Here is a 26,340-nt window from a genome sequence, read left to right on the forward strand (position 1 = left end):
AAAAAAAGGTCGCTTCGGCGACCTTTTTTTAGAATTATACATTACAAAAAAATCTAAAAAACTTTATTACAACAAGGGGCAACTCATGCTAAAAACATTCACACTGACGGCCTGCTTACTCGGCTTATCTAGTCTAGCCATGGCGAAACCAGAGACTACCGAACAACCTGCTCTTCATATTTGTGCAATCAAAGGTAAGCCAAGTCCAGAGCAATACAAAACTATTAAGCGTGTTATTGCCGCCAAAGGCACTTATGGCAGTGTTGAAGAGGTTTACCCACGTTTCGTTGAGCGTGTGCATCAAACAGGTGGAGATGTTGTCATCAACTATAGAGCCAGCCAAAGATTCGGTTTCTGGCCTTGGCGATTTGTACGACCAGTAATTTACGGCACTGCTGTCAAATGGAATACCCCCGTTGACTGCAAAGCGTTGGGCGGCACAGAAATTTAATAATTTAAAACAGCTAAAAAGGTCACTGCGGTGACCTTTTTGTATAAACAACCTATAGCTCAAAATAAAATTTAAAAATGAATAGCAACACTCGCGTCTATCCACTCAAAGCTGACATCGCAAAAACCTGATGGAATTGGAAAAACAATTGCCATTTCTATCCAGCAATTCAAAATATCCAATCAAAAAAATTAAGCTACAGCAGACATGGCGCGGCGTTTATGCAATTCAAGTAAATATTCATCCAAAACTTGAATCTCAGCTTCAGTAAATTCTAGACCTAATTTACTTCTACGCCACAAAACATCAGAACTCTTCATCGCCCATTCTTGATTTACAAGATAGTCCACTTCTTGCGCATATAAACCATGCCCAAAATCCTGCCCAAGCTCATGTAACATTGAAATATTGTTTAAAAATATCCATACCCTTGAGCCATAGGCATGTGCCCACCTTGAAGCCAATTGCAAAGGTACATCCTGAACCGCTTGTACAAGCTGCTGAATTAAAAGCTCAACTGAAACCAAGTTCTCGGCACCGGGTAATAAAGCCTTTTCTGTCCAAGGCTTTTTCATCGTTGGGAAAAAAGGCTGTAAGTGTGTCAGGGCAGATTCTGCTAACTTTCTATAAGTGGTGAGTTTCCCCCCAAACACCGAAAGCAAAGGCGCATCCTGCTCTTGCGAGAGAGCCAGAGTATAATCACGGGTGATCGCTGATGGATTATCAGACTCATCATCACATAAAGACCTCACCCCTGAATAAGTATATAAAATATCCTGAGGAGCTAATTGATGCTTAAAGTGATCATTATAAACATCCAATAAATAGTCCATTTCTGGCTGGGTAATATCAACTTTATTTAAATCACCTTGATATTCATGATCCGTTGTACCAATTAGGGTGTATTGATCTAAATAAGGAATCGCAAAAACAATCCGATGATCATCATTTTGCAGAATAAAAGCCCTATCCCCTGCATAAATTTTAGGGACAACAATATGACTGCCCTGAATCAGCCGAAGACCATAAGGGGATTTTTGTTTTAAATTCTGTTGAATAAATTGTGCCACCCACGGCCCAGCAGCATTCACCAACGCTTTAGCTTGAACGGTATAACTGCCTTGCATATTTTCTAACTGAATCACCCACAAGCCATTTTCACGGTAAGCCGATGTACATCGGGTTTGGGTCGCAATATGAGCCCCTCGTTCCCGCGCCTGTATCGCATTTAACACCACTAATCGCGCATCATCTACAGCACAATCAGAATACTCAAAACCCTGAGTGATTTCTGCTTTTAAAGGGCTTGTTGCTGCATCAAAAGTAAGATGAGTTGAAGCTGCTAATTTTTCTCTTTTACCCAAATGATCATAAAAAAATAAGCCTGTACGAATCAGCCATGCAGGACGTAAATGGGGCTGATGAGGCATAATAAAACGCAAAGGACGAATAATATGGGGGGCTTTGGCCAACAGAATCTCGCGTTCTGCTAAAGCTTCACGCACCAAGCGAAACTCTTTATGCTCAAGATAACGTAAACCACCATGAATAAGCTTACTGCTCGCTGAAGAAGTATGACTGGCTAAATCATCCTTTTCACACAAAAATACAGACAAGCCACGCCCTACAGCGTCAACAGCAATACCAATGCCATTAATACCACCACCCACAACGACTACATCATAAACTGGATGACTAACTTGCATGATTACCTCCCTTATATTATTAAAAAATTGGGCTTAAACTTCTTCTTATTTTAGGAAACTTAACACTATTTAAAGTGAAATGACACCGAGAAATCATCTATCAGTTTAAGGAAAATAAAATAACCATTTCACATCAGGACTTAAAGCATTTACAGCAACAACTTATTCTCCTTTTCTTTAAACCGATTGCTTAAAAAACCAATACCGCACACTTTTTGTACAAAACTAAAAATCCATATGCTTATGTCGTTAAAACAATTGGTTTACCATTTAAAAAGAATAACAAAATGGACTTGTACAGATGATTGAACAAAATGTCCCACAAGCAAATTTAGACACGAAAACACGGGTCAAATCCATTCTGGGTGGCTCAGCAGGTAACCTTGTTGAATGGTATGACTGGTATGTCTATGCTGCATTTACATTATATTTTGCCCATGCATTCTTCCCCAAAGGTAGTCAAACCGCACAATTACTCCAAGCTGCTGCCATTTTCGCTGTTGGCTTTTTAATGCGCCCGATTGGGGCTTGGATTATGGGCATTTACTCAGATAAAAAAGGACGTAAATCAGGTCTGACCCTTTCTGTGACACTAATGTGTATTGGCTCTCTGATGATCTCGATTGCTCCCACACATGATCAAATTGGAATATTTTCACCAATTATTTTAGTGGTTGCCCGACTCATTCAAGGCTTAAGTGTCGGTGGAGAATATGGTGCAAGTGCAACCTATCTCAGTGAAATGGCAGAAAAAAACAGACGCGGCTTTTTTTCCAGTTTTCAATATGTCACCCTCATTGCAGGGCAGCTTACCGCCCTCTGCGTTTTACTCATTTTGCAATTTGTACTCACCGAAGAACAACTCCATGCTTGGGGATGGCGAATTCCATTCTTTATCGGTGCTTGCCTCGCTATTGTGGTCTTTTATATTCGTCGCGGACTATTAGAGACGCAATCTTTTAAAAATGCACAACAAGATAAAAACCAACCTGAATCCAGCATGTTTTCCTTGTTTAAACATTATCCTAGACAAGCATTTACAGTTTTATTTTTAACAGCTGGTGGTACTGTTGCTTTTTACACTTACACGACTTATCTGCAAAAATATCTGGTGAATACGTCTGGATTTAGCAAACCTGAAGCTACGCAAATCACCACCTTAGCACTTTTTATTTTCATGTGTTTACAACCATTCGCAGGCGCTTTATCCGACAAGATTGGTCGAAAACCACTCATGATTAGCTTTGGTGTACTTGGTGTTTTATTTACCTATTTCCTATTTGACAAGTTAGGACAAACTCAAGATTATTGGTCAGCATTTTGGATTTGCTTAGCAGGTCTAGTGATTGTTACAGGTTACACATCCATCAATGCCGTGGTGAAAGCCGAAATGTTTCCTGCTCATATCCGTGCACTAGGTGTTGCCCTTCCCTACGCACTTGCCAACACCCTATTTGGGGGAACAGCAGAGTTTTTCGCACTCAGTTTTAAAGAGGCGGGACATGAGTCTTGGTACTTCATTTATGTCACTATTTTAATTTCTATCTCTTTGATTGTTTATATTTTTATGAAAGACACCAAACACCATTCAGAAATTAAAGAACATTAATTGAGGAGCTTTTTAAAAGGATTTGTTTTGCCAATCTTCTTTTGCAGGACAACATCATTACTGATGACTAAACCTATGCAACTTAGTTGAACAATCATCTAAAAAAGCTTTCTAAAAGCTCAGCATTGGAAAGCTTTTTTATGCAATATAGACCGATCTAAGATCGTTAAAAAAATAAGCTTATGGCATACTCAATAGAATAATAACGCTTGGAACTTTTGAAGATGAACAATACCTATAAATTGCTTGGCTTAGGTTTTATTGCGCTTGGACTTACTGCGTGTCAAAGCACTCCACGCCAATACAATGGCAATGTGGGCTATCAAATTGAAAGCCAGTCAAATAATACTGCTACACTGGCTTATACTTTGGCTGGTCGTCAAAACCAACAAATGGATGCAAAGAAATTACAACGTGCATGCCAAAAAGTTCTAGGTGCAAATAAACAATACACACTCAGTATTTTAAGTATCAATGAAATTGTAAACCCTGCCACTCAACTCGAAAAATCGGGTCGTCAAATTGGTAACAGCCGTACCAGTATTGGCTTGAGCAACACGCCCGACCTATACAACAGCGAAGATTATGCAACTCGCCAAGCGCTAAATACTCGCCCGAGCACATTGCGCGTGGTTCGTTATACCTGCTCTTAAGTAAAATAATTCTATAAGACGCTAATTACAGCGTCTTATAGAAACTGACATTACGAAATTCCTTCGACTCATCCAAATCAGGCCAAGTGGTGGCACTACGTTCATCCAATTTTTGATAATTCGGATGACTAAAGTTTTTTACTCGGCTGTCTGCCACCCAGACTTCTGGTGCAAATTTCAAAAATTCATCTAAGAAAAAACGATTGCATTGGTCATAAAGTACATCCGCAGCCAAGAGCACATCGACTTGCTCAGCTTGATACAGATCATCTAAATATTCGAGTTCCACAGCATTCAATTCTGCATTGGCACGACAGGAATCCAAACTAATGGGATCTATATCACAACAGATAACACGTTTTGCGCCTGCCATTTTCGCTGCAATCGCCACTACGCCCGATCCTGCACCAAAGTCCAGAATAACTTTATCTTTGACATGATGCGGCTCTGCAAGCAACCACTGTGCCATTGCCAACCCTGAAGCCCAACAGAAGATCCAATACGGCGTATCGTTCCAAATACGACGAATCACCTCATCATCCAAGCGATCGGTTGGAAATACAGGTGGAATCAACCACAGTGAAATGGGTGTCTCAGGCAATTGCTGAGCTACAAGCTCACAATTTGGAATCACTTCATGTAAAGCTTTAAGCAAATGTTCTGGGGCTTGAGGAAATTGAAAAGTACAGCTCATAGATAAGCCTTGAAAACTTATTAGAATTTACAACGATAATTTGATACACGATATGCCATCTACAGCTGTTCGAGGCAGACCATCATTAAATAATTAATGTTTCTGCGACATATTAAATCAAAGATTAAATAGGTCGAGTTCTGTAGATGGCAATGGTTTTGGTTACTTTTGCCGAAACAAAAGTAACATACGAGCTTCTTACATCAATAGTTACAACGAAAAGACTCCGTCGAGACTCATATCAATCAAATTAACCTAAAGCTTTTTCAGCAGCTTCAACCGTTTGACGAATCAACGTGGTAATGGTCATTGGCCCTACACCACCCGGAACAGGTGTATACGCAGATGCCACATCTTCAATACCCACCAACTGAATATCACCTACACCACCGCCATCACGTGGATGGAAACCAGCATCGATAACCACAGCGCCTTGTTTAATCCAGTCTTTTTGGATCAATTCAGCTTTACCCACGGCACCAACAATAATATCCGCTTGTTTTACCAATTCTGGAAGATTTTTAGTACGTGAATGGCAAATCGTAACTGTTGCATTAGCTTGCAACAACATCGCTGCCATTGGTTTACCCAAAATTGCAGAACGACCAACAACAACCGCATGTTGACCTGCAATTTCAATCTTATTTTCTTTTAGAATGGTCATGATGCCCGCTGGTGTTGCAGAACCATACGCTGCTTCACCCATTGCCATACGACCAAAACCAAGGCAAGTTACACCATCTACGTCTTTTGCAAGCGAGATTGCATCAAAACATGCACGCTCATCAATTTGCTCTGGTACTGGATGTTGCAACAAAATACCGTGAACATCTGGATTGGCATTGAGTTTCTCAATTTCTGCCAAAAGTTGTTCAGTACTGGTTTCTTTACCTAATTCAACTTTTAATGAATCCATACCGACACGACGGCAAGCATTCCCTTTCATACGCACATACGTTGCAGATGCACCATCATCACCGACCAAAATCGTGGCAAGGATTGGGGTACGACCTGTTTTTGCTTTTAACGCTTCTACACGTGTTAACAAGTCAGCTTCAATTTGTTTTGCCAATGCACGACCATCTAAAACTAATGCCACGGCACATCTCCAGAGTAGATATGAATCAATTTCGCAAATAATACATGATTATTTAGCCGATTTTATTCTATATGCCGATTTTATGTGCATATACACTATTTATAGTATTGTTTTTTTTTCAAAGGTTGCTAATATACGCATCAACAAGACATGGCGGGGTGGCAGAGTGGTCATGCAGCGGACTGCAACTCCGTGTACGCCGGTTCGATTCCGACCTCCGCCTCCATCTTGTTAAAATGCCCGAGTGGTGAAATCGGTAGACACAGGGGATTTAAAATCCCCCGCCCACAAAGCGTGCCAGTTCGAGTCTGGCCTCGGGCACCATTTTAATACTTCTTAAAATGGTGCAATAAAAATCCCAGCTTATGCTGGTTTTTTTATGTCTAAAATTTGAGTTTAACAATCTTTCTATCATAAAAACTTAGCGATTCATTTCTAATCTCTATTTCTGGTTTTGAATCCCACCTTAGGCAGCACTGCTCACCTTTTAAAACAGAAAGAAAAAAATCCCTCTTTATTACAGAGGGATTTAAGACAACTTAAATTTTTAAATCACTTCCACTACAATCTTACCAACATGATCACCTATGTCCATCGCAAGATGCGCATCGACAATTTGATCAAATTTAAAGGTCTTGTAGATCATCGGTAAGCATTCACCTTTTGCCCAAAGTGGTGCAACGGTGTCTTTTAAACCTTGAGCAATTTCAGCTTTTTCAGCCGTGGTACGCGCTCGCATAGTTGAACCGGTAATGGTCAAGCGTTTCATCATAATTTGACCAAGTTTTACATCTTTGGCTTTTGCTCCAGCCAAAAATGCAATATAGACCAAACGACCATCGCGACGTAAAAGATTTAAATTACGTTCTAAATACGGTGCGCCAACCATATCTAAAATTATATCTACGCCACCATTGTCGGTTTTCTCATTAATCACTTGTTCGAAATCTTGAGTTTTATAGTTAATGGCTGTCGCAAGCTGTGAAATAGCAGCAACCTTGTCATCAGAACCAACCGTTGCAAAGGTTTTAAGACCAAGTGCTTTACACAGCATCAATGCAGTCGTACCAATCCCACTGGTTCCACCATGAACCAAAATGGTTTCACCTGCTTTAGCTTTTCCCATTTGGAACACATTCGCCCATACAGTAAAGAAAGTTTCGGGAATAGCAGCCGCTTGGCTAAAGCTGACATTTTCAGGAATGTTCAAAGTTTGGCTTTCAGGCACAACGCAATATTCTGCATAGCCACCGCCATTCGTCAGTCCGCAAACTTTATTACCCACTTTAAACTGAGTGACATTTTCCCCGACTGCAACAACCTCGCCAGCCACTTCCAAGCCCGGCACAGGTGTTACACCTTTAGGCATCGGATATAAGCCTTGACGCTGCAAGATGTCTGGACGGTTAATACCAAAAGCATGCACTTTCACTAAGACTTCATCTGCTTGTGCAGTTGGAATAGCGACGGCTTCATAAGATAATTTTTCTGGGCCACCCACTTCGGTAATGATGACTTGTTGCATGGTTGCTTGTGACATGACGGCTTTCCCTATTCGTTACTTATCAAGTTTATTGAGCTTATTTGAACATAGATAGAGTAAGGAATGAAGTCAGGTCGGACTTATGTCTTAAGCCAACTTCATCAAGATAAAAAATACCTGTGCTTGATCTAACTTTATCCGCATTACTTTGCCAAATGATTAGGTGAAGCAACAAAAGGCATCAGCAGTTTACGTACCAATGGAATAAAGACCAGAATTAATGGAAAAGCCACCAACCAAGACAACACCCACGTATGTAGCCAGATCGAAATAAATCCATCAACCCAGCCTTTATTCATCAATAAGTTAAAACATGATAGTGAACCACTCATGACACATGACAAAATTAAAGGCATAAGCCAAGCCATGTGTTTAGGATGAAATTTTGGAAGAGAATTTGACATTAAATACCTTAAATATATCAATTTAATAACAGTTAAATTTCTTTTGGTGCAGATTTTTTCAATGCTTTCATAAACTGTACAAACTGAGGCATAAACTCTTTAAACAAAGGCACGTCTTTATGTTCCAGTAATACTTCACCAAACAGTTTTAACCCAACTGCGAAAGCCTTTGCTGATTCGCCATCGAGCAGTTCTGTTTTTTGTATAAAACCCAATACTTTAAAAATATCGTCATGGTTGTATGTGGTAAATTCGAGTGCTTCTGCGTAGGTCGATGGATTACCTGTTGCATCGGTAATATGTTCAACGCTAATTTTATATTTATGCTGTTTCACGTGTTACTCCTATAAACGGCCAATTTCTACGGCAGCCTGATCAATTTTGTCTGCAATGCAACGCACTTGTTCAGGAGTTAATTCAGTATGTTGAATTTTCAATCGCAGCGATGCTTTAAGGTTTTCCATTGCACGTTTAATGTCGATATATTCTGTTTGTGTGTGGATTTTTCGACGGGTTTCAAAACGACCAAGAATGCTTTCTACTTGATCTTGCTGAGCACTCAAATGTTCTATGCCTGTTGGGCTAATGCTGTATTGCTTACGATCCCCTGCAACAAGTATTGAAGTAACAAATTCATGCTCTTCTAGATAGTTCAGGGTTGGGTAAATGGTGCCTGCACTTGGGATATAACCACCACCGACAATGCCACCCATATCTTTGATGATGTCGTAACCGTGTTTCGGTGCAAGCGAGATGAGATGCAGAGCTAAGAGTTTCATTTGCCCTGCTTCAAATAGGCGCTGTTTACGTAGGGTTGGGGAACTTTCGAGGTCTGTGAGCAGTTCTGGATTGGGAGTTTTAGGCATAATTAAGATATAGCTTTATTTAATTAAGATATATCTTAAAACGGGTTTAAGATTTATCTAATAAATCTTGGCAATGCTTGAATTCAGTAATTTTAGGACTATCTTCATTTGTAAAATAATACCTTACCCCATCATATCTTAAGGCTTGAAATATCAAGTTATTAAATAAATTAAGACACAATAGAAAATTACTCTCAACTTTTTTTTGATCATCAATATCTAAAATTTTATTTTTTGGATGTGCTACTTCATTTCTTAGCTCTTTCCATACCTTCACCTCATCCTTAGTTAAAACTTTTTTTATCACCAATAAATTAAGTGCTTTATTTGCTGTTATATTCTTTAAATAAGAAATTGAGTTATGTAACCTTTGCTTGTAACTATGATTTATATCCAACGCCTTAATAATATTTTTAATATTTGATATTTCATCCAATAATTTCTGATCCACATCTTCCTCAAATATAGGTATAAAAATATCATTCAACAACCCCTCAACTGAGGTTGTAATCACTAAATTTAGAATTTGCTGAGTTGATCTAGAAGCATCCCACAAACGACTCCACTGCTCAAAAACACTATTAAATATATTTTCGTTTTCAGCAGCTAATTTAAATATTATTACAAGAAAATTTTCATGAAAATCCAAAGATAATTTATTATCAACACTTATATTTGTCGGACACACCTGAAAGAATCTATGATCAATTTTATTAGTATTTATTGAATTAATCCTTTGTATTCTTTCTTTTTTTATTTGCTGAAATGAATAATAAAATTGAAGAAGACACCCTGTTGTCAACCCATAGTACAACCTTAGACAATCATGCGTTCTGTTTGTTTGAAAATTCCCTATTAACTCTATATAGCTTTTATTTTGATAATTTTTAACATATCTAAATTTTAAATTATCATTAAAAAGGCTAAAAATAGTTTCATTACGTTCCGATCTTGAATCGCCAATTGTTGAAGTAATTGTATTACTTGGTATTTCTAAAATTTGCTGTGTTTCCAAATAAAGAAAGCTAATTTCATTTTTAACTTTCTCAGAAAACTCTATATAAGAAAGAAAAATATAAATTTGAATTGGTAATAAATAAATCTGATGATTTAGCTTTACGTTAAAACTCTTTGATGTAAAAGTACGACCATCTAAGGTTTTTCCAATTAAATTAAAAACCTGCTCAGCAATTAAATCATTTTTGGGATATTTGGTAGAAAAAAATTCAATTTCTGGCAAGTTATAAGCACTTTGGCAAATAAAATCTAAGTAAATTGTGCCAACGCTATTAATCTTAATTTTTCCATAGCCTTTTAAACACATCCCTTTATTTTGATAAATTAAAATTTCCGTACAATTTAACTCAATTTTTTTATTTCTTACATCATCTGTAAATCTTTCATTCATAATATTTTTCCTATAGATATTATGAATGAAAGCATAAGTCCTACCAAAAAAAACCCACCTAACGGTGGGTTTCTTCAAATCAACTCATCTCTTAAAGACGAACCAATTCCACAATTTTTTCAGCCAACTCTTCAACAGCATCTTGCGTAAATGCGACATCTGTACCTTCAGTCACAGTCGTAATCACCGCAATCCCTGTTTCACGAAGCAATGCCACTTGTGCAGCATCTAAATCCGCTTTAGCAATTGCCACAATACCTTGTTGAAGCAATAAGCTTTCAAGTGCTTGTGCATTTTCCAAAGCTTTGTTCGACACCGTAATAGACGCAGGTTTTTGACCCAAACGTGCTGCACGGTCTTCTGCTGTTACAGGGTTGCTATGCGCAGACCATTCAACAGATTCTTCCACCATGCCCGCACCAATCGTTACGTTATTTAAACGATCAATGAAGATAAACGAACCTGTATAACGGCTGTCTTGATAACGGTCAAATACCACTGGCGCATCAAATTCAACAGTCACATTGGCAATCGCATTAAGATCAAGATGATCCACTTGCATTTGCTCAAGCGTGTTCACATTAGTACGGAAGTTAATGGCAGTCACTTTTGCAGGAACAGTTTGCGTACCCACTTTTAAGTTATACAACTTGCCAAGCACTAGCGGTTGATCCGCCATCCAGACCACAGTCGCTTTTACAGAACGAGAAATTGTAGGAACACCCTGATCCGCACGGACCAACATATTACCGCGTGATACGTCAATTTCATCGTTTAGCGTGAGTGTCACCGCTTGACCTGCAAATGCATGTTCAAGGTTGCCATCAAACGTGACGATTTCTTTCACCGTTGAAGACTTACCCGATGGTAAAGCCACAACTTTATCGCCCACGTTGATTTCACCCAGCGCAATAGTGCCTGCAAAACCACGGAAGTCGAGGTTAGGACGGTTCACATATTGCACAGGGAAACGGAAATCACGTTTCACGGTATCACGGTTAATTTGTACCGACTCAAGCGTACCCATTAAGGTTTCGCCTTTGTACCACGGTGTGTGTTCCGAAACATTCACCACGTTATCGCCATTCAATGCAGAAATTGGCGTAAAGATGATGTTGCTTGGCTTACGGTCGCCCAATTGAGCAACAAAACCTGCATATTCAGTTTGAATTTCATTGAAACGTGTTTCAGAGAATTCCACCAAGTCCATTTTGTTGATCGCAACAACAATATTCTTAATACCCAACAAGCTTGCAATATAAGTGTGACGACGCGTTTGCGTTTGTACACCATAGCGCGCATCAATCAGGATAATTGCAAGGTCACAAGTAGATGCACCTGTTGCCATGTTACGCGTATATTGTTCATGCCCCGGTGTATCGGCAATAATGAACTTACGTTTTTCAGTCGAGAAATAACGGTATGCCACATCAATGGTAATACCCTGCTCACGTTCTGCTTGCAAACCATCAACAAGAAGTGCCAAGTCAGGTGCATCACCTGTCGTACCCACTTTTTTAGAGTCACGAGTCACGGCTTGTAATTGATCTTCATAGATCAATTTTGAATCATAAAGTAAACGACCAATTAAGGTAGATTTACCATCATCGACATTACCGCAAGTCAAAAAACGTAATAAGTCTTTATTTTCGTGTTGTTTCAAATATGCCAAGATATCTTGGCTAATCAGTTCAGATTGATGAGACATTGCTCAAACTCCACAAATTCGTTAGAAATCGGTTTTAATCTCCCTAAATCCCTCTTTTTAAAGAGGGACTTTCTTAAGGAAATTAGAAATAGCCTTCTTGCTTTTTCTTTTCCATCGAGCCTGCTTCATCATGGTCAATCATACGACCTTGACGTTCAGAGCTTGTGGCAAGCAGCATTTCTTGAATAATTTCCGGTAAGGTATTGGCAGTTGACTCAACCGCACCCGTTAATGGGTAACACCCTAAAGTACGGAAACGTACCGATTTCATTTGTGGAACTTCACCTTCTTTTAAAGGCATACGCTCATCATCAACCATGATGAGTGTACCGCTACGTTCAACCACAGGGCGTTCTGCAGCTAAATATAAAGGTACAAGTGGAATGCTTTCCAAGTAAATGTACTGCCAAATATCAAGCTCAGTCCAGTTTGACAATGGGAACACACGAATACTTTCGCCTTTGTTCACTTTACCATTGTAAAGATTCCAAAGTTCAGGACGTTGGTTTTTAGGGTCCCAACGATGCTTGCTATCACGGAAAGAATAAACACGCTCTTTAGCACGTGATTTTTCTTCATCACGACGTGCACCACCAAAGGCAGCATCAAAACCGTATTTATCCAGTGCTTGTTTTAAGCCCTGAGTTTTCATGATGTCGGTATATTTTGAACTACCATGATCAAATGGATTGATCCCAGCGTCTTTACCTTCTTTATTTTGATGAACGATCAAATCGAAACCATGGGTTTTTGCCATGTTGTCACGGAATGTGATCATCTCTTTGAACTTCCAGCCTGTATCGACATGCAATAGTGGGAATGGAAGTTTTGCAGGATAAAATGCTTTTAACGCAAGATGCAGCATGACTGCCGAATCTTTACCAATAGAATACAACATGACCGGATTTTCAAATTCGGCAGCCACTTCACGGATAATGTGAATACTCTCAGCTTCAAGCTGTTTAAGATGAGTAAGTCTTTCCTCATTTATGGACATTGACAACACCAGCTCAGATCAACGTGTACTTATTACACTTTTAAAATATATATATTCATTATAAAGATTTAGTTATCTGAACTATTGCTTGTTTTATTATATTGATATGCAAAATTATCATATAGAGCTTATCTAATAATAAGTATAAGTTTTTATTAATGATCAATTTTAAATACGCTATGATTTTACTTAAATATAGCGAATACAACAACTTTAGCACAGGAATGTATAAAATATAAGCTGACCGCTCACTTATCCAAAAGATCTATTTTATTCAGCTTAAAAATTTCATACAGTATCTAAATGCTCCCCCATACCTTATGTTGTGTTGAATGATGCTTACGCTAGACCGTACTGTCGAAACCGTTAAAACCAGCCTAGAAGATGCACAACTGGCAGGCTCTATCTATCAACATCATTCACATCTATTGGCACTACAAGAACCCTTAAATGACGATGGTTCAATCCTGAATAATTTTGTTCAACATGAACTGACAGCTGACCAAATTGGTCTGCAATTTGGTCTACGACTTTCGAACAATACATTTGAATTTTTGCTTGGTTTAACCCATAGCAATCAAGACCGTAGCTATGAAATTGGCGCTGGGCATTTAAAAGCAGACCAGAAAGCCTTTAATTTACTTTATGCTTTTTATAATTATCCCAAAGCATTTTATTTGATCCATCTGCCATTAATGGCAAATAGCGCCCAATTAGAAGATGCCATTGAAAGCCAATTGTTTCACCATGAAAAGTTAGACTTTCTCAATAGCGCGATTAAAACCAACTCCATGGGGCAACAGTATAATTGGATAAAAAGCTTTATTGTACAGCAAGCCTTAGACATGCAGGTTCGAATGCAAACCTGTTTATATTAAAATGAGCTTGTTCTACCCAGTCATTTCACCTATAGAACAGCATGTTCGTCATCGCTAGCTTTTGATTTTTTCTGAGCGTCTTTTTGATGATGTAAATTTTAATTTATGTTCATTTTAACAAAATAATTGATTAAAAATATGTACTTAAAGTCACCGCTGTCATCATATTAATAATCATAAAACCATGTTATTTCTTTAGACAAAAGTATCCTTGAATGCTATCTTGAGTTAGATTTAGTTATAAACAAGAATCAATAACATTTAATAACTTACTAACATAAAGACAGAGAAAAAAATAATGTGGGAACTTTTTATTCATCCGTCCAATTTCATTTTTAGCATTTCAATTTGCCTCATGCTGTTATTCGGCATTTTAGAACTGATTTTGCTGTTATTAGGTGGTGGTTCTCAAAGCTTTTTAGAACAATTTTTACCCAATGATTTCACATCTGCACAACATGCCGAAATTGCAATAGATACTGATCAGAGTCTATTTACCCTAGTGTTAGATTGGTTATATTTGGGACGTGTTCCACTGTTTGTTTGGTTGATTATTTTCTTAACCATTTATGGTTTAACTGGCTTTATTCTTCAAAGCATTTTTCATCATTTTACAGCAGACTTTTTTAGTGCTTGGATTATTGCACCTGCATGTTTATTCCTCAGCATGCCTATTGTGCGCTATAGCACCATGGTTATGGCGAAAATTTTACCGCAAGATGAAACCACAGCTATTTATAGTGAAGAACTCATTGGGCGCACAGCGCTGATTATTTTAGGTGAAGCCAAAATAAATTCACCAGCTCAAGCCAAAGTCAAAGATCAATTTGGGCAAATGCACTATGTGTTGGTTGAACCAGAACAAAATGAAGTTTTTCACCAAGGTCAATCTGTTGTATTAACCCAAAAAACTAAAATCGGTTTTCAAGCCATTACCCTTTAATTTTTAACTTCCAATAAAATAATTGAGATAACAATGTTAAATTCAAATTTGTACAACATCTTAGTCATTGCAGGTATTATTTTTGCCGCACTGGTCATTATTGGTATTATTATTGCCCGACTTTATCAACGCTCAAGTAAAGAAATTTCTTTTGTCCGTACAGGTTTTGGTGGGGAAAAAGTCATTTTAGGCGGTGGTGCCATTGTCCTTCCCGTGCTTCACGAAACAATTCCAGTCAACATGAATACGCTTCGTCTTGAGGTTCGCCGCGCAGATGATCAAGCGCTGATTACACGTGACCGAATGCGTGTCGATGTAATGGCTGAATTCTATGTGCGAGTTAAGCCTACAGCTGAATCTATTGCAACAGCAGCACAAACTTTGGGTCAAAAAACCATGTCACCCAATGAGCTGAAAAATCTCGTTGAAGGCAAATTTGTTGACTCACTGCGAGCCGTAGCAGCTGAAATGGCGATGGAAGAACTCCATGAAAAACGCGTCGATTTCGTGCAAAAAGTTCAACAAGTGGTTTCTGAAGACCTCTTTAAAAATGGTTTAGAACTGGAAACCGTATCTTTAACGGGCTTAGATCAAACAGGATTTAAATATTTCAACCCACAAAATGCCTTCGATGCCGAAGGTCTAACCAAATTAACGGAAACCATTGAAGACCGTCGTCGTAAGCGCAACCATATTGAACAAGATACCGACCTTGCTATTCGAACCAAAAACCTAGAAGCAGAACAAGCACGTTTACAAATTTTGCGTGAAGAAGAATATGCAAAAATGCAACAAGAGCGTGAAATTTCAATTCGTAAAGCTGAACAATTGGCTGAAATTGCCATGCAAGAAGCGGCTAAAAAACGTGAAGCGGAAGAAGCACGTATTGCGGCTGAACGTGAAGTCGATTTAAAACGGATCACTGCTACCCGTGATGTGGAAAGTCAAAACATTCAGAAATCACAAATTATTCAACAAGCAGAAGTAGAACAGAAAAAAACCATTGAATTGGCTGAACAAATCCGTGCCATTGCAATTGCAGAAAAATCTCGTGAAGAATCAGAAGCCAAAGCATCTGCCGACCGTGCTCGCGCAGAAGCGGTAAAAGCAGAAGAAGAAGTCATTACGGTACGTGAAACGCAACGTGCAGAACGTCAAAAAGCCGTTGAACTGGTTGCAGCAAAACAAGCGGCAGAAAAAGATGCCATTGCAATCACGGTCGCAGCCGAAGCTGGGAAAAAAGCCGCGATTGACGATGCAGAAGCAATCCGCATCGCTGCTGAAGCAGATGCAGAGAAAGAACGCCTGAAAGCCAAAGGTGAAGCAGATGCAAAAATCCTTTTGGCCCAAGCCATGGAAAAACAATACCAAGTCGATGCTGAAGGTACACGTGCTGTCAATGAAGCCAATAATATCTTGTCTTCTGAACAAGTCGAAATGCAGATTCGCTTGGCATTATTGAAATATTTACCAGAAATTATCCGTGAAAGCGTTAAACCTATGGAAAATATTGATGATATTAAGATTTTGCAAGTCACTGGTTTAGGCGGTATTGGTGGCAATACTGCACAAAGTGAAGGTTATTCAGATCAAGGACAAATTTCCCTATCTGATCAAGTGGTGAATAGTGCATTACGTTACCGTACTCAAGCGCCACTGATTGATAGCCTGATGAATGAACTGGGTATTCAAGGGGGTGATATCAATGGCTTAACTCAGAGTTTAAAACCTCAAACCACTTCAATAAAGTAAGGCTTTAGCAGCCAAAAATGCAGCCTAGACGCTGCATTTTTTATTTTAAATTGAATAAATTTTATACAATCAATCCACGTAAACTTACTTAAGTTAACTCGAAAAAAAGCTACATTATCTGCTAATACTGCACATATAGAGCACAATAATGACTCACTCTATTTACCCTGCTTTGCGGTTTAAAAAAAATGCTAAAACTGCATTAGAATGGTATTGCTCTATTTTTCCAAACAGCCAAATCATACAAGAACATGACACTGCACTAAAAGTACAATTCGCAGGTGTTCCATTTATGGGCATTAATGGTGGCCCCCCTTTCACCCCTAACCCTTCTATTTCTTTTATGGTAATTTGTGAAAGTCGAACTGAAATTGATGAATATTGGAAACAATTGATTGATGGTGGCTTCGCACGAATGGAGCTGGGTCTATATCCTTGGAGTAATTATTATGGTTGGTTACAAGACCAACATGGTTTTAACTGGCAACTCTATTTAGGTCAATTATCGGATGTCAATCAGCAAAAAATTGTCCCGACACTTATGTATTGCGGTTCATATCAAGGACAATGCTTAACAGCATTGAATTTCTATCAAACTCTATTTAAGCACTTTCAATTTCAAGGTGTTCTAAAATATAGCGAGGGAGAATATATTGGACAAGTAAAACATGCTCAATTTACAGCCAACGACCTGACCTTGATGGCCATGGACAGTGGCATTCAACAAAATTTCGAATTTAGTGAAGCTGTATCCTTAGTGATTGAATGCAAAGATCAAGCTGAAATTGACTATTACTGGAATGCCATCACCTTACATGGTACTGAAGACCAGTGTAGTTGGTGTAAAGATCAATTTGGTGTCAGTTGGCAAATTGTCCCGCAAAATTTATGGGAAATTTTAACAAACAATCCTCATGCACTCACTGCATTATTTAAAATGAAAAAACTGATTATTCAAGATTTACTTCAAACAAAATAACTTTTTATAAACAATAATTTGAATACCCAAAAGCCACTTTCCAACTTTTTGTTTTAGATCACGAAATAAGCATTACAAATCCATCATTTACTAAAAAGAGTACTATTCAAAATGATTAATTTTAAAAATTTATACAAAAATCGTTTTACTCATTGTCTTTATTTGAGTTTAGGTTATTTTCCTTTATCGACATCAGCTGGTTTAGCTGAAATTCAACACCACCCTATCAATGATATTGTTCAACAATATACAGCCTCTAAAACCACGGCGACTGTAAAGAAAACAAGTAAAATTGATCAAATGCGAATTATGCATATCGACATTGACTATGTATATGATGAAGACAAACAACAACAACGACAGAATATTCAAGCGTTATTGAAACGCATAAACATGATTCAACCCAATACCATTTTTTTACAAGCTTTTGCTGATCCTGATGCTAATGGGTCAGCAGATCAAGTTTACTTTAAAAATAGACACATCCCATTAAGAGACAATCTATTTCCCACGCTTGTCAGCCAAATTCGTAGCACAACGCAGGTTAAACATATTTATGCATGGCTGCCCTTAATGGCTTGGGAGTTTCCTAAACGCTACAAGCTTTCCTATGTTTCACACAGCGCTGGCGGAAAGCAAGGCTATATTCGAGTATCACCATTTGATCCACAAAATCTTAAATATGTCTCAGAAATTTATTTAGATTTCATGCAATCAAATTCAGTCGATGGGGTACTCTATCATGATGACGTTACCCTCAGTGATTATGAAGACTCTTCCAACATAGCCAAAAAGATGTACCAATCTTGGGGCTTTAATGCTGACCAGTTATTAAAACAATCGAAGCATCCTAAACCATCACAATTAGCAAAATTCAAAACAGCCTATTTAGATCAATTTGCGGAAGGCATTAGTAAAATTATTAAACAACAACAACCCAATATACTCACGGCACGAAATATGTATGCACCTGTGGTATTGAATCCTGAAAGTGAAAATTGGTTTAGCCAGTCTATGCCTAGCACCTATCAATACTATGACTACAATGCCATCATGGCGATGCCCTATATGGAAGAGGCAGATGATCATCAACAATTCTATTTGGACTTAATTCAACAAAGTAAAAAATACGACCCGAACTTGGATCGTACCATCTTTGAACTTCAAGCCGTGAATTGGATCAATAATCAAAAAATTTCAACTCAAGAAATTACCGAGACCATCCAGTTTTTAGAAAAGCATGGGGTAAAACATATTGGTTATTACCCCGATGATTTTGTTAATGAACACCCTCAGCCATCTAAGCTGAAATCCGCTTTTTTAACTGATGATTAGCCTCAAAAAATTCAAGCATTCCTTTTTCATCATAATAAAGGGTCAGGTTTTTAGCCTGTTGCATATTTAAAATATCGGCTGTATTGACTTTAAAACTAATTGCCAACTGTTGTTCATCCACTTCTACTGGAGCAGTACGTCGTTCATCACCAACAAAGCGAACCCAGTTGTAGCTTGCCCAAAGTAGCAACACACAAATAAAGAGTAAAATCATCACGGTAAGATTTAATAGGCTTAACTGACTATTTGGTTCTGCTTGTATCACCATTTGCTGATAAATTGTTTTACCTTCAAACCACCAAAAAAACACCGTGATTAGCGGCATGAACAACCACATAAAAACAAACCAACCCGCAATTTGTAAACTGTAGCCTACGCTCTTATTTCGCACATATTCAGGTCGGTCAATATATTCTGGGAGTTCTAGTTTGGATTCATCTTGAATAAGAAAAGATTCTTTTATATTAGTCATTTTCTGGCTCTCCTCGAAATCCACGGTCTGGGCTGACCCATCGCGCACGTTTTTGAGTTTTAAAAATTGTTTTTGGCAATGCGATAACAGTGGTTAGCATAGTGAGAATCCAGAAGAATAAAGGATACCAAATCACCCAAAAATAGTTCCTGAAGATTCGGTCTTTATCATAAGGCTTATCAATACACAAACTAACAAAGAATTGGATCAGACACGTTACACCTAGAATAACGCCATACCATTGAGGAAAGAGCGATTGAATTGCCCATTCTCCTGGTAAAGAGAAAAACAGACCATATAAATATAAGATAATAATTCCAGTCATGGCATATGCCCAAAGCACACTAATCACAGACTCTAGTGCAATCGGCCACATACGGCGTAAATTCCATTTAAATAAACGTGGAAGATAAGCAAACAAAACTTCAACCCCACCTTGGGCCCAGCGTAAACGTTGCTTCCACAGCCCATTTAATGTTTCTGGCATATAGATATAACACAGTGCTCTGGGTACATATTGCAGATCCCAATGATCAAACTGCAAACGCCACGACACATCAATATCTTCCGTGATCATATCGTCACGCCAATAACCAATGCGGTCTAATGCCGTTTTACGAAAACCCGCGATTGCTCCTGATATGGTAAAAATACGCCCATAGGTTCGTTGTGCACGTTTAATCAACCCAATAATAGATGAAAACTCACCCACCTGAATTTTACCTAAAATACTAGATCTGTTCACAATACGTGGATTACCCGTCACAGCTCCAACTCGGGGATAACGGGTTAAATGGTGCATCATCCATAACACAGCATATGGATGTAACAAAGCATCACCATCAATACAAATCAAATATTCATTTCGACTGACCATCGCTCCGGCACGTAAGGCATAAGCCTTACCTTGATTTTCAGCCAAATGAACCACTCGAAGCTTTGGATATTGCAATAAAAGTTCATCTAAAATTTCAGCAGTTCCATCTTTACTGCCATCATTGACTGCAATAACCTCAAAATTTGGATACTGGGTTTGCATCGCAAATTTAATCGTATCTCTAACCTGCGCCTCTTCATTAAAACAAGGAATAATAATGCTGCAAGCATGCTCACTGGGCTCTGGCAATACAGGTTGTTTACGTTCATGTTTTAAATAAAACCAAATTCCACCGGCAATCCACAGCCAAGCCATAAATAGCGGGTAGAAGAAAGCAAAGCCAAAATAGAAATCGCTAAATTGCAGTAGATTTAAATTTTCCATTATTTTCTCTCCTTAACATTAGCTTGTTCATAAGGATTAAGATAAGTTAATGGACTATTATTCGAGCTTAACTCTCTATAAAGGTTTTCCTGAACACGCTGTCCTTGTGCCAATTGGTAATTATTAATCCCAATTTTTTGTATCGCTAACTTTTTCAACACTTGATAATCGCGTTGATAGCGTTTCCACTCTCTTTTTGATGCATTTGGATCAATGGTAAAACTGAAAATCAAACGTTGCTTTTGTTGATCATTTAACTTTTCCAACTGTTTTTGTACAGCTTTAAATATTTCAGGCTGACTTACTGGGTCAAAATCAAGATATAGATAATCACTATAATTTAAACTATGTTCAAGTAACGGTTTTAAACCCTCTATATGCTTATCTTTCAAAGTCATTTTTAATGCAGTTTGATAGTTATTACTGATATTCGTATAATATTTTGCCTGTTCTTTGGTACGCTCTTTAATTTTAAAAACTTGATTAATTTTCTGGCTACAAGCTGCATCCCATGTTTTATTTTCAATAGCACATGAAAACTCATCACCTGTTTCTATCATTAACCCTTCAATTGAAGAATTGTTTTTGACCAAATCAGCTGTTAACTCCGCAAGATTTAACCCTTGTTTTGTTTCTAAACTCACTGGTAACTCCGCATATACACGATTATTAATTCGGGTACGCGCTTGCCAAACAGTACGATTGAGCAAATCTTGACTCATTTTCAATTGCTGGTTTGGAAAATAAGCAGTATCTATTTTTCCATCACCATTTTGATCAGCCACTGTTTGCAATAAAATTGTATTGCTGCTTAATGAATTGATTTGATTTAAAAATTTCCCTAATTTCTGATCAAAAACTTGATTGTTTGGACTCAGCATTTCTGCCAAATCGAAACGAATAAAACTTTTGCGTTGCTTATGGTCAGCACGTGCAAAAGTCAAAAAATCCATCATTTCCTCATGAATCATTTCAGGCGATGGATTGTTCATAATCAGACCACGTTGATAAGTTGCCCCCGAGTCTGCCAAGGTCGACATACTGCCTAAACTAAAGGACATGGGCAATCCCGCTTTTGCCGCAATTTCTTCACTTTCCTTGGTCACAGCCCCATAAGGCCAGAAAATAGCTAAGCTATTAATAGCCAGTTCAGAATCTAAAGTTTCCTTCGACTGTTTTAAGTCTGAAAATACGCGATCAGAATAGGCTTGATCAGACTCATAATTAGAAAACATTGGTGAATATTCACGTGTAATTGCAGCAGGCTGCATACTATTTTGTGGATTAGCTACAATACCCTTATGCAGGTTGTCTGAGTGTGAAACAAACTCGGCTAAACCCGACTGTTGCATTTCACGCATCTGATCCCAATTCATCAGATTATGTTGACCATAAGCTTGCTCGGCATCTTTAGTATTACCATTAATCCAACTGGTTGGAATCGCAAATACCGCTGGAAAATCATACTGTTTCAACAAAGGAAAAACTCGGGTATAGCTGCTTAATGCTCCATCATCAAAAGTCAATAATACCGATTTAGCTGGCAACGGTTTTTTCTTTTGACGAGCTTGCCACACATCTTCTAAACGAATAGGATGCCAACCTTCTTGCTGAATCCATGCAAAATATTGTGCTAAATTTTTTGTACTAATTGCATAGAGATCTCGATCCCCTGTTCTTGCAACATCATCTCTCACATCATGAAAAGTGAGTGTGACAAATAAATTATCTGATATCTCAGGTGCAGTTTTTGTCACATTCTGAGCCAAACTAACGGCAGGAACCACCAAAACTATTGTTAAAATTGAAGAAAATAAACTTTTTGCAATTTTTTTCATTAGAAATTCCCCTTAAAGCCAAGAGTTGCATAAGTTCTTTTTTCATCCTCCCCATCATACGGATGTGTTCCCCACCCTATGCCATAGTTCAAATTCCAAGTTCGAGAAAGTTGCCAATCATGTTGATAAAAAACGTTATAAATCATTTCTGAGGCAAATGATGTTTGTCTAAAAGTGCCTATAGTTGCTTCAAAATGTTGTGTGAAATTTCTGTCATGTCTACGCCAAGTGATCCAGTCATGTTGTAAACCCAGTTCGACACTATAACTTTCTTTAGGATTAAAATAATCGACCGGTACATTATCATTGTGACCGTAATAGCCCCCTAAAGTGGCACTGGTAATATTATGGGGTGCCGCAAAAATTCGTTGTTTAACGTAACCTGTAATTTCATGACGTGTGTTACCGTCATCAATATCTGTTAATTGATATGCTGCCCCTGCTTCTTGAGATTCATTTTTTTGCAAGTTCAACCCAACAGTATAAGATTTCCCCTCATTGCCTTTTTTGATCGCTTGTAATGGGATATCTGCCTGACTATTGAAGCCTAAAACATACTGCAAATGATCACCCAACCATTGCGACCAATTAAGTTCAACCCCAAAACGATCATTAGCCCCATCTAGACTTTGAGACAGTAGAATATTTGCAGCTTTACGATGCGACTCCCATTCCAGACCTAGTCCTACGCGTTGATCGTCAATTTTACCCTCAGTATAATCAGCCGAACGAATACTATGATCGACATAAGTACGCAAAGTATCGTAAAACCATGGGCTATTAATACGGGTCAAGTTGTCCTGTTCACGACTTCCTTTTAAGCGATTGAGCAAAGCTGTATTATCAGAGTCACTTTTTGAAAAAGTACTCATATGCTCAATCGATGCACGATCACGATCATCAAGTTCTTTTTTACTCTTTACAACACCCGAATCCCCCGGCATCGCTTCCATGAGATAAGCATTCAGCTTACGCCATTCTGGAATATGACCTAAGGCCTGCATATTCTGTAAGTTATTGATTCGTATAGCCTGATCAACGGGTTCAACACCATCCCACAGTGCCAAGGTTTCTTCGGAACGCTGTGGTTGTTCACGCCAGCGTTGTACTTCTGCAAGGTGATTTTGATAAATGATATTATTTGGCGCTTTTGCAACCAAATCTTCAAAATACGCTTCAGCTTTGGCATACTCATGGCGATAAACATAATTGAGACCCACCAAGGCTATATATTCAATACGATCATCATGGGTAACTTTATCAACCCCTTTGGCATTACTATATTGAAAAGTGGGCAATATTTTATCCATAGCTAAAATCAATTGATTCGCTTCTTTATACTTTTCTTGTTCAATTAAGGCGTAATACAAGCCAGAATAAATTTCATAGGTTTGATAGTTCTTTTCCTTCAACAAATTTTTATAGAGTGCTTCAGCCAATTTAGGTTGTCGATCTTTTAAGTAGGCATCCGCAATCGATTGACGTACATAGGCAGGCATTCGCTCGATCGGTATGCCAATTTTTGGAATTTGCTCAAGTACTTTTCCAGACAAATTTCGCTCATTTAAAGCATATATATATTCATAGTAGAATTGACGTCTAATATTTTGATCATTAGGCAATTGTGATTCAAACTTCGCCATATCAGCTAGAACTTGATTAAGTTGTTTATACGCAATATTTCCACGATCACGATAAGTTAAAACTTTGTAATACTGTACTGCATTTTGAATACGTTGGGTGAATTCACTAATCTTGGCACTCGCTCTAAGTTGAGGCTGTTTTCTGAGTACTTCATTATCTTGAATATATTTTTCAGCCTTAGCATAATCAGCATTTGCCATAAGTGCCAATACATACTGTTCTTGCGTACTGCTATTGGGATTTTTTTCAACGGCTAGGCTAGCGGCATTCAATGCTTCAATCGGCATATCTAACATGCGATAGGCATAAGCAAGTTGTGCTAAATAGTCAGGGTCAATATAGTTGATATCAAGCGGAGCCAAAGTTTTTTTCGATTCAAGGGTTTTTCCTGCTTCTGCCTGTAATACCCCGATCCACACCCCCCACATTTGATTTTGATCGGTCTCGGCGAATTTTTTTGCCCATTGTTCTGCTAATTCAAATCTTTTCAAATCTCGTAATGCTTTAATAACATTAACTTTTCCGTATTCTGGAAATTGTGCAGTTTGTATGCCATTTAAGTATTTAACATCAGATTCTACAAATTTTTTATTTTCATAGGCGATTACAACAAAATCAGCAATCAATTTCTGATCATCGGGTTGCTGCATGAGTAATTGTCTAAGTTTTTGCAAACCCACATCCACTTGCCCTTGCTTAATTAAACTTACTATTTCTTCACGTTGCGGGGCAGAGTCCTTATATAACAATTCTGCATGCAACAATGTAGAAAACAGTAAAGTTCCACAGGATAGAGTAAGTATATTTAATTTAGAATTCATCTTATTCATAGTTAAAGTACTCTTAATTCATTGTTATTAATTGTTGTATTCCCTTATAAACAATACGCTCAAACCTAATAACATCAACCATTTTTCATGTTTAGTTTTGTATTTTTATTAACCAACATGATATATGTCACATTAATTTAAAAGTGAAAAATATCTTTCTTTTTCTAATGCTATACTTTTTCATAAAGCATTTTATTGATAATTTAACCATGTTCTTGTACGTTGGTCGCTTTAATGCCCAAGTTAAAAGATTATTTATCTCTCATTATTACTGATCATTTTAAATTTCATCATCAGCTATTGCGCTGTCGTACCATAAATATCAAGTAATAAAAAACCCTCAATTCATTGAGGGTTTTTTATTACTTCTTGAATTATTAAAGCAAACCTTTTTCCTTCAGTACTGCATACATGGTCGAACCCAGTTCTGCTGGACTACGCGTATAAGCCATACCCGCTTTTTCAAAGGCCGCAAATTTCTCTTCCGCAGTTCCTTTACCACCTGAAATAATGGCACCCGCATGCCCCATACGCTTCCCTTTAGGAGCAGTCACACCTGCAATATAACCCACAACAGGTTTAGTCACATTGGATTGAATATATTCCGCAGCTTCTTCTTCCGCAGTACCACCAATTTCACCAATCATAATAATGGCTTCGGTTTGTGGATCTTCTTGGAATAATTTCAGGCAATCAATTTGATTCATACCTGGAATTGGATCCCCACCAATACCAATACACGTTGACTGACCTAAACCAAGTTTGGTGGTTTGAGCCACAGCTTCATAAGTCAATGTCCCTGAACGCGAGATAATCCCGATTTTACCTGCCTGATGAATATGTCCCGGCATAATGCCGATTTTACATTCACCTGGGGTGATAATCCCCGGACAGTTTGGCCCAATTAAGCGCACGTTATTACCATATGTTTCAAGGTAGCGTTTTGCTTTAAGCATATCTAAAGTCGGTACGCCTTCAGTAATCACGACAATCAATTCAACACCTGAATCCACTGCTTCCACAATAGAATCCAACACAAATGGTGCAGGAACATAAATCACGGAAGCATCCGCACCAGTCGAATTAACGGCTTCTTTCATGGTATTAAACACAGGAAGATCTAAATGAACCTGACCACCTTTGCCTGGTGTTACACCACCAACCACTTTTGTCCCGTAATCGAGTGCTTGTCCTGAATGAAAAGTACCATTTTTACCGGTAAAGCCCTGTACCAATACTTTGGTGTTTTTATTTACTAATACGCTCATGA

General features: G+C 38.1%; 23 protein-coding genes and 2 tRNA genes. 10 read left to right on the forward strand and 15 right to left on the reverse strand.

What is annotated here, in order from left to right; all coding sequences use genetic code 11:
- Window positions 1–85 precede the first annotated feature (85 nt).
- A complete protein-coding gene (locus tag B9T30_RS02660) occupies window positions 86–451 on the forward strand; it encodes a hypothetical protein (RefSeq protein WP_086183650.1) in 366 nt (121 codons plus the stop codon).
- A gap of 191 nt (window positions 452–642) precedes the next feature.
- Here the strand turns inward: B9T30_RS02660 and glpD are convergent, their stop codons facing one another.
- On the reverse strand, window positions 643–2,157 hold the full coding sequence (gene glpD, locus B9T30_RS02665; RefSeq protein ID WP_086183651.1) for a glycerol-3-phosphate dehydrogenase: 1,515 nt from the start codon (window positions 2,155–2,157) through the stop codon (window positions 643–645).
- A gap of 301 nt (window positions 2,158–2,458) precedes the next feature.
- Between glpD and B9T30_RS02670 the strand changes: the two genes are divergently transcribed.
- Window positions 2,459–3,766 (forward strand): MFS transporter, encoded by a 1,308-nt coding sequence (locus B9T30_RS02670; RefSeq protein ID WP_086183652.1) that lies wholly within the window; start codon window positions 2,459–2,461, stop codon window positions 3,764–3,766.
- A gap of 224 nt (window positions 3,767–3,990) precedes the next feature.
- Entirely contained in the window at window positions 3,991–4,419 is a 429-nt protein-coding gene (locus tag B9T30_RS02675; RefSeq protein ID WP_086183653.1) for a hypothetical protein, read from the forward strand.
- Between the two features lie 25 nt (window positions 4,420–4,444).
- On the opposite strand, the gene B9T30_RS02680 is transcribed toward B9T30_RS02675, so the two are convergent.
- Window positions 4,445–5,113 carry a class I SAM-dependent methyltransferase gene (locus B9T30_RS02680; RefSeq protein WP_086183654.1) on the reverse strand — a complete coding sequence of 223 codons (669 nt, stop codon included), beginning with the start codon at window positions 5,111–5,113 and terminating at the stop codon, window positions 4,445–4,447.
- A gap of 250 nt (window positions 5,114–5,363) precedes the next feature.
- Window positions 5,364–6,212 carry a bifunctional methylenetetrahydrofolate dehydrogenase/methenyltetrahydrofolate cyclohydrolase FolD gene (gene folD, locus B9T30_RS02685; protein WP_086183655.1) on the reverse strand — a complete coding sequence of 283 codons (849 nt, stop codon included), beginning with the start codon at window positions 6,210–6,212 and terminating at the stop codon, window positions 5,364–5,366.
- A 152-nt stretch (window positions 6,213–6,364) separates the two neighbouring features.
- Here folD and B9T30_RS02690 point away from each other — a divergent pair.
- A tRNA-Cys gene (locus B9T30_RS02690) sits at window positions 6,365–6,438 on the forward strand.
- A 12-nt stretch (window positions 6,439–6,450) separates the two neighbouring features.
- Window positions 6,451–6,536 (forward strand) — tRNA-Leu (locus B9T30_RS02695).
- A 223-nt stretch (window positions 6,537–6,759) separates the two neighbouring features.
- Here B9T30_RS02695 and B9T30_RS02700 read toward each other — a convergent pair.
- The 7 genes from B9T30_RS02700 to cysD form a co-directional block, all read right to left on the reverse strand.
- The gene (locus tag B9T30_RS02700; RefSeq protein ID WP_086183656.1) at window positions 6,760–7,752 is read right to left on the reverse strand and encodes an NAD(P)H-quinone oxidoreductase; all 993 of its coding nucleotides are present in this window, start codon (window positions 7,750–7,752) and stop codon (window positions 6,760–6,762) included.
- A 146-nt stretch (window positions 7,753–7,898) separates the two neighbouring features.
- Window positions 7,899–8,159: a DUF2798 domain-containing protein gene (locus tag B9T30_RS02705; protein ID WP_086183657.1), complete on the reverse strand. Its 261-nt coding sequence runs from the start codon at window positions 8,157–8,159 to the stop codon at window positions 7,899–7,901.
- A 32-nt stretch (window positions 8,160–8,191) separates the two neighbouring features.
- On the reverse strand, window positions 8,192–8,494 hold the full coding sequence (locus B9T30_RS02710; RefSeq protein ID WP_086183658.1) for a DUF3861 domain-containing protein: 303 nt from the start codon (window positions 8,492–8,494) through the stop codon (window positions 8,192–8,194).
- A gap of 9 nt (window positions 8,495–8,503) precedes the next feature.
- A complete protein-coding gene (locus B9T30_RS02715; RefSeq protein WP_086183659.1) occupies window positions 8,504–9,025 on the reverse strand; it encodes a PadR family transcriptional regulator in 522 nt (173 codons plus the stop codon).
- Window positions 9,026–9,071: 46 nt separating this feature from the next.
- Window positions 9,072–10,433 carry a hypothetical protein gene (locus B9T30_RS02720; RefSeq protein ID WP_086183660.1) on the reverse strand — a complete coding sequence of 454 codons (1,362 nt, stop codon included), beginning with the start codon at window positions 10,431–10,433 and terminating at the stop codon, window positions 9,072–9,074.
- A 91-nt stretch (window positions 10,434–10,524) separates the two neighbouring features.
- Window positions 10,525–12,141 (reverse strand): sulfate adenylyltransferase subunit CysN, encoded by a 1,617-nt coding sequence (gene cysN, locus B9T30_RS02725; RefSeq protein ID WP_086183661.1) that lies wholly within the window; start codon window positions 12,139–12,141, stop codon window positions 10,525–10,527.
- A gap of 82 nt (window positions 12,142–12,223) precedes the next feature.
- Window positions 12,224–13,132: a sulfate adenylyltransferase subunit CysD gene (cysD, locus tag B9T30_RS02730; RefSeq protein ID WP_171065359.1), complete on the reverse strand. Its 909-nt coding sequence runs from the start codon at window positions 13,130–13,132 to the stop codon at window positions 12,224–12,226.
- A gap of 341 nt (window positions 13,133–13,473) precedes the next feature.
- Here cysD and B9T30_RS02735 point away from each other — a divergent pair, with 341 nt between their 5' ends.
- The 5 genes from B9T30_RS02735 (at window position 13,474) to pgaB (B9T30_RS02755) (ending at window position 19,025) form a co-directional block, all read left to right on the forward strand.
- Window positions 13,474–14,016: a hypothetical protein gene (locus B9T30_RS02735; RefSeq protein ID WP_086183710.1), complete on the forward strand. Its 543-nt coding sequence runs from the start codon at window positions 13,474–13,476 to the stop codon at window positions 14,014–14,016.
- A 295-nt stretch (window positions 14,017–14,311) separates the two neighbouring features.
- Entirely contained in the window at window positions 14,312–14,959 is a 648-nt protein-coding gene (locus B9T30_RS02740) for a YqiJ family protein (RefSeq protein WP_227518937.1), read from the forward strand.
- 33 nt (window positions 14,960–14,992) lie between these two features.
- The gene (locus B9T30_RS02745) at window positions 14,993–16,711 is read left to right on the forward strand and encodes a flotillin family protein (RefSeq protein ID WP_086183663.1); all 1,719 of its coding nucleotides are present in this window, start codon (window positions 14,993–14,995) and stop codon (window positions 16,709–16,711) included.
- Window positions 16,712–16,859: 148 nt separating this feature from the next.
- Window positions 16,860–17,690 carry a VOC family protein gene (locus B9T30_RS02750; protein ID WP_086183664.1) on the forward strand — a complete coding sequence of 277 codons (831 nt, stop codon included), beginning with the start codon at window positions 16,860–16,862 and terminating at the stop codon, window positions 17,688–17,690.
- Window positions 17,691–17,801: 111 nt separating this feature from the next.
- On the forward strand, window positions 17,802–19,025 hold the full coding sequence (pgaB, locus tag B9T30_RS02755; RefSeq protein WP_086183665.1) for a poly-beta-1,6-N-acetyl-D-glucosamine N-deacetylase PgaB: 1,224 nt from the start codon (window positions 17,802–17,804) through the stop codon (window positions 19,023–19,025).
- On the opposite strand, the gene pgaD is transcribed toward pgaB (B9T30_RS02755), so the two are convergent.
- The 5 genes from pgaD to sucD all read right to left on the reverse strand — a co-directional run bounded on the left by pgaD (window position 18,991) and on the right by sucD (window position 26,338).
- Window positions 18,991–19,497, reverse strand: a complete 507-nt coding sequence (gene pgaD, locus B9T30_RS02760; protein WP_086183666.1) for a poly-beta-1,6-N-acetyl-D-glucosamine biosynthesis protein PgaD — start codon at window positions 19,495–19,497, stop codon at window positions 18,991–18,993. The two genes, pgaB (B9T30_RS02755) and pgaD, sit on opposite strands and share 35 nt — an antisense overlap.
- Window positions 19,490–20,758 carry a poly-beta-1,6-N-acetyl-D-glucosamine synthase gene (gene pgaC / locus B9T30_RS02765; protein ID WP_086183667.1) on the reverse strand — a complete coding sequence of 423 codons (1,269 nt, stop codon included), beginning with the start codon at window positions 20,756–20,758 and terminating at the stop codon, window positions 19,490–19,492. The genes pgaD and pgaC overlap by 8 nt, the downstream gene beginning before the upstream one ends.
- On the reverse strand, window positions 20,758–22,596 hold the full coding sequence (pgaB, locus tag B9T30_RS02770) for a poly-beta-1,6-N-acetyl-D-glucosamine N-deacetylase PgaB (protein WP_086183668.1): 1,839 nt from the start codon (window positions 22,594–22,596) through the stop codon (window positions 20,758–20,760). Before pgaB (B9T30_RS02770) ends, pgaC begins: the two co-directional genes overlap by 1 nt.
- Window positions 22,596–25,070 carry a poly-beta-1,6 N-acetyl-D-glucosamine export porin PgaA gene (gene pgaA / locus B9T30_RS02775; protein WP_086183669.1) on the reverse strand — a complete coding sequence of 825 codons (2,475 nt, stop codon included), beginning with the start codon at window positions 25,068–25,070 and terminating at the stop codon, window positions 22,596–22,598. Before pgaA ends, pgaB (B9T30_RS02770) begins: the two co-directional genes overlap by 1 nt.
- Window positions 25,071–25,447: 377 nt before the next feature.
- Complete coding sequence (sucD, locus tag B9T30_RS02780; protein WP_074945622.1) at window positions 25,448–26,338, reverse strand: succinate--CoA ligase subunit alpha; 891 nt, start codon at window positions 26,336–26,338, stop codon at window positions 25,448–25,450.
- Between the last annotated feature and the right edge of the window lie 2 nt (window positions 26,339–26,340).

Origin of the sequence: Acinetobacter sp. ANC 4973, assembly GCF_002135275.1 — a bacterium.
GTDB classification, from domain to species: domain Bacteria; phylum Pseudomonadota; class Gammaproteobacteria; order Pseudomonadales; family Moraxellaceae; genus Acinetobacter; species Acinetobacter kyonggiensis.

Bases quoted from the DNA above. Each gene is read 5' to 3' on its own strand.
- B9T30_RS02660 (WP_086183650.1), top strand. From the start codon at position 86: ATGCTAAAAACATTCACACTGACGGCCTGCTTACTCGGCTTATCTAGT.
- glpD (WP_086183651.1), bottom strand. From the start codon at position 2,157: ATGCAAGTTAGTCATCCAGTTTATGATGTAGTCGTTGTGGGTGGTGGT.
- B9T30_RS02670 (WP_086183652.1), top strand. From the start codon at position 2,459: ATGATTGAACAAAATGTCCCACAAGCAAATTTAGACACGAAAACACGG.
- B9T30_RS02675 (WP_086183653.1), top strand. From the start codon at position 3,991: ATGAACAATACCTATAAATTGCTTGGCTTAGGTTTTATTGCGCTTGGA.
- B9T30_RS02680 (WP_086183654.1), bottom strand. From the start codon at position 5,113: ATGAGCTGTACTTTTCAATTTCCTCAAGCCCCAGAACATTTGCTTAAA.
- B9T30_RS02700 (WP_086183656.1), bottom strand. From the start codon at position 7,752: ATGTCACAAGCAACCATGCAACAAGTCATCATTACCGAAGTGGGTGGC.
- B9T30_RS02705 (WP_086183657.1), bottom strand. From the start codon at position 8,159: ATGTCAAATTCTCTTCCAAAATTTCATCCTAAACACATGGCTTGGCTT.
- B9T30_RS02715 (WP_086183659.1), bottom strand. From the start codon at position 9,025: ATGCCTAAAACTCCCAATCCAGAACTGCTCACAGACCTCGAAAGTTCC.
- B9T30_RS02720 (WP_086183660.1), bottom strand. From the start codon at position 10,433: ATGAATGAAAGATTTACAGATGATGTAAGAAATAAAAAAATTGAGTTA.
- cysN (WP_086183661.1), bottom strand. From the start codon at position 12,141: ATGTCTCATCAATCTGAACTGATTAGCCAAGATATCTTGGCATATTTG.
- B9T30_RS02735 (WP_086183710.1), top strand. From the start codon at position 13,474: ATGCTTACGCTAGACCGTACTGTCGAAACCGTTAAAACCAGCCTAGAA.
- B9T30_RS02745 (WP_086183663.1), top strand. From the start codon at position 14,993: ATGTTAAATTCAAATTTGTACAACATCTTAGTCATTGCAGGTATTATT.
- B9T30_RS02750 (WP_086183664.1), top strand. From the start codon at position 16,860: ATGACTCACTCTATTTACCCTGCTTTGCGGTTTAAAAAAAATGCTAAA.
- pgaB (WP_086183665.1), top strand. From the start codon at position 17,802: ATGATTAATTTTAAAAATTTATACAAAAATCGTTTTACTCATTGTCTT.
- pgaD (WP_086183666.1), bottom strand. From the start codon at position 19,497: ATGACTAATATAAAAGAATCTTTTCTTATTCAAGATGAATCCAAACTA.
- pgaC (WP_086183667.1), bottom strand. From the start codon at position 20,758: ATGGAAAATTTAAATCTACTGCAATTTAGCGATTTCTATTTTGGCTTT.
- pgaB (WP_086183668.1), bottom strand. From the start codon at position 22,596: ATGAAAAAAATTGCAAAAAGTTTATTTTCTTCAATTTTAACAATAGTT.
- pgaA (WP_086183669.1), bottom strand. From the start codon at position 25,070: ATGAATAAGATGAATTCTAAATTAAATATACTTACTCTATCCTGTGGA.
- sucD (WP_074945622.1), bottom strand. From the start codon at position 26,338: ATGAGCGTATTAGTAAATAAAAACACCAAAGTATTGGTACAGGGCTTT.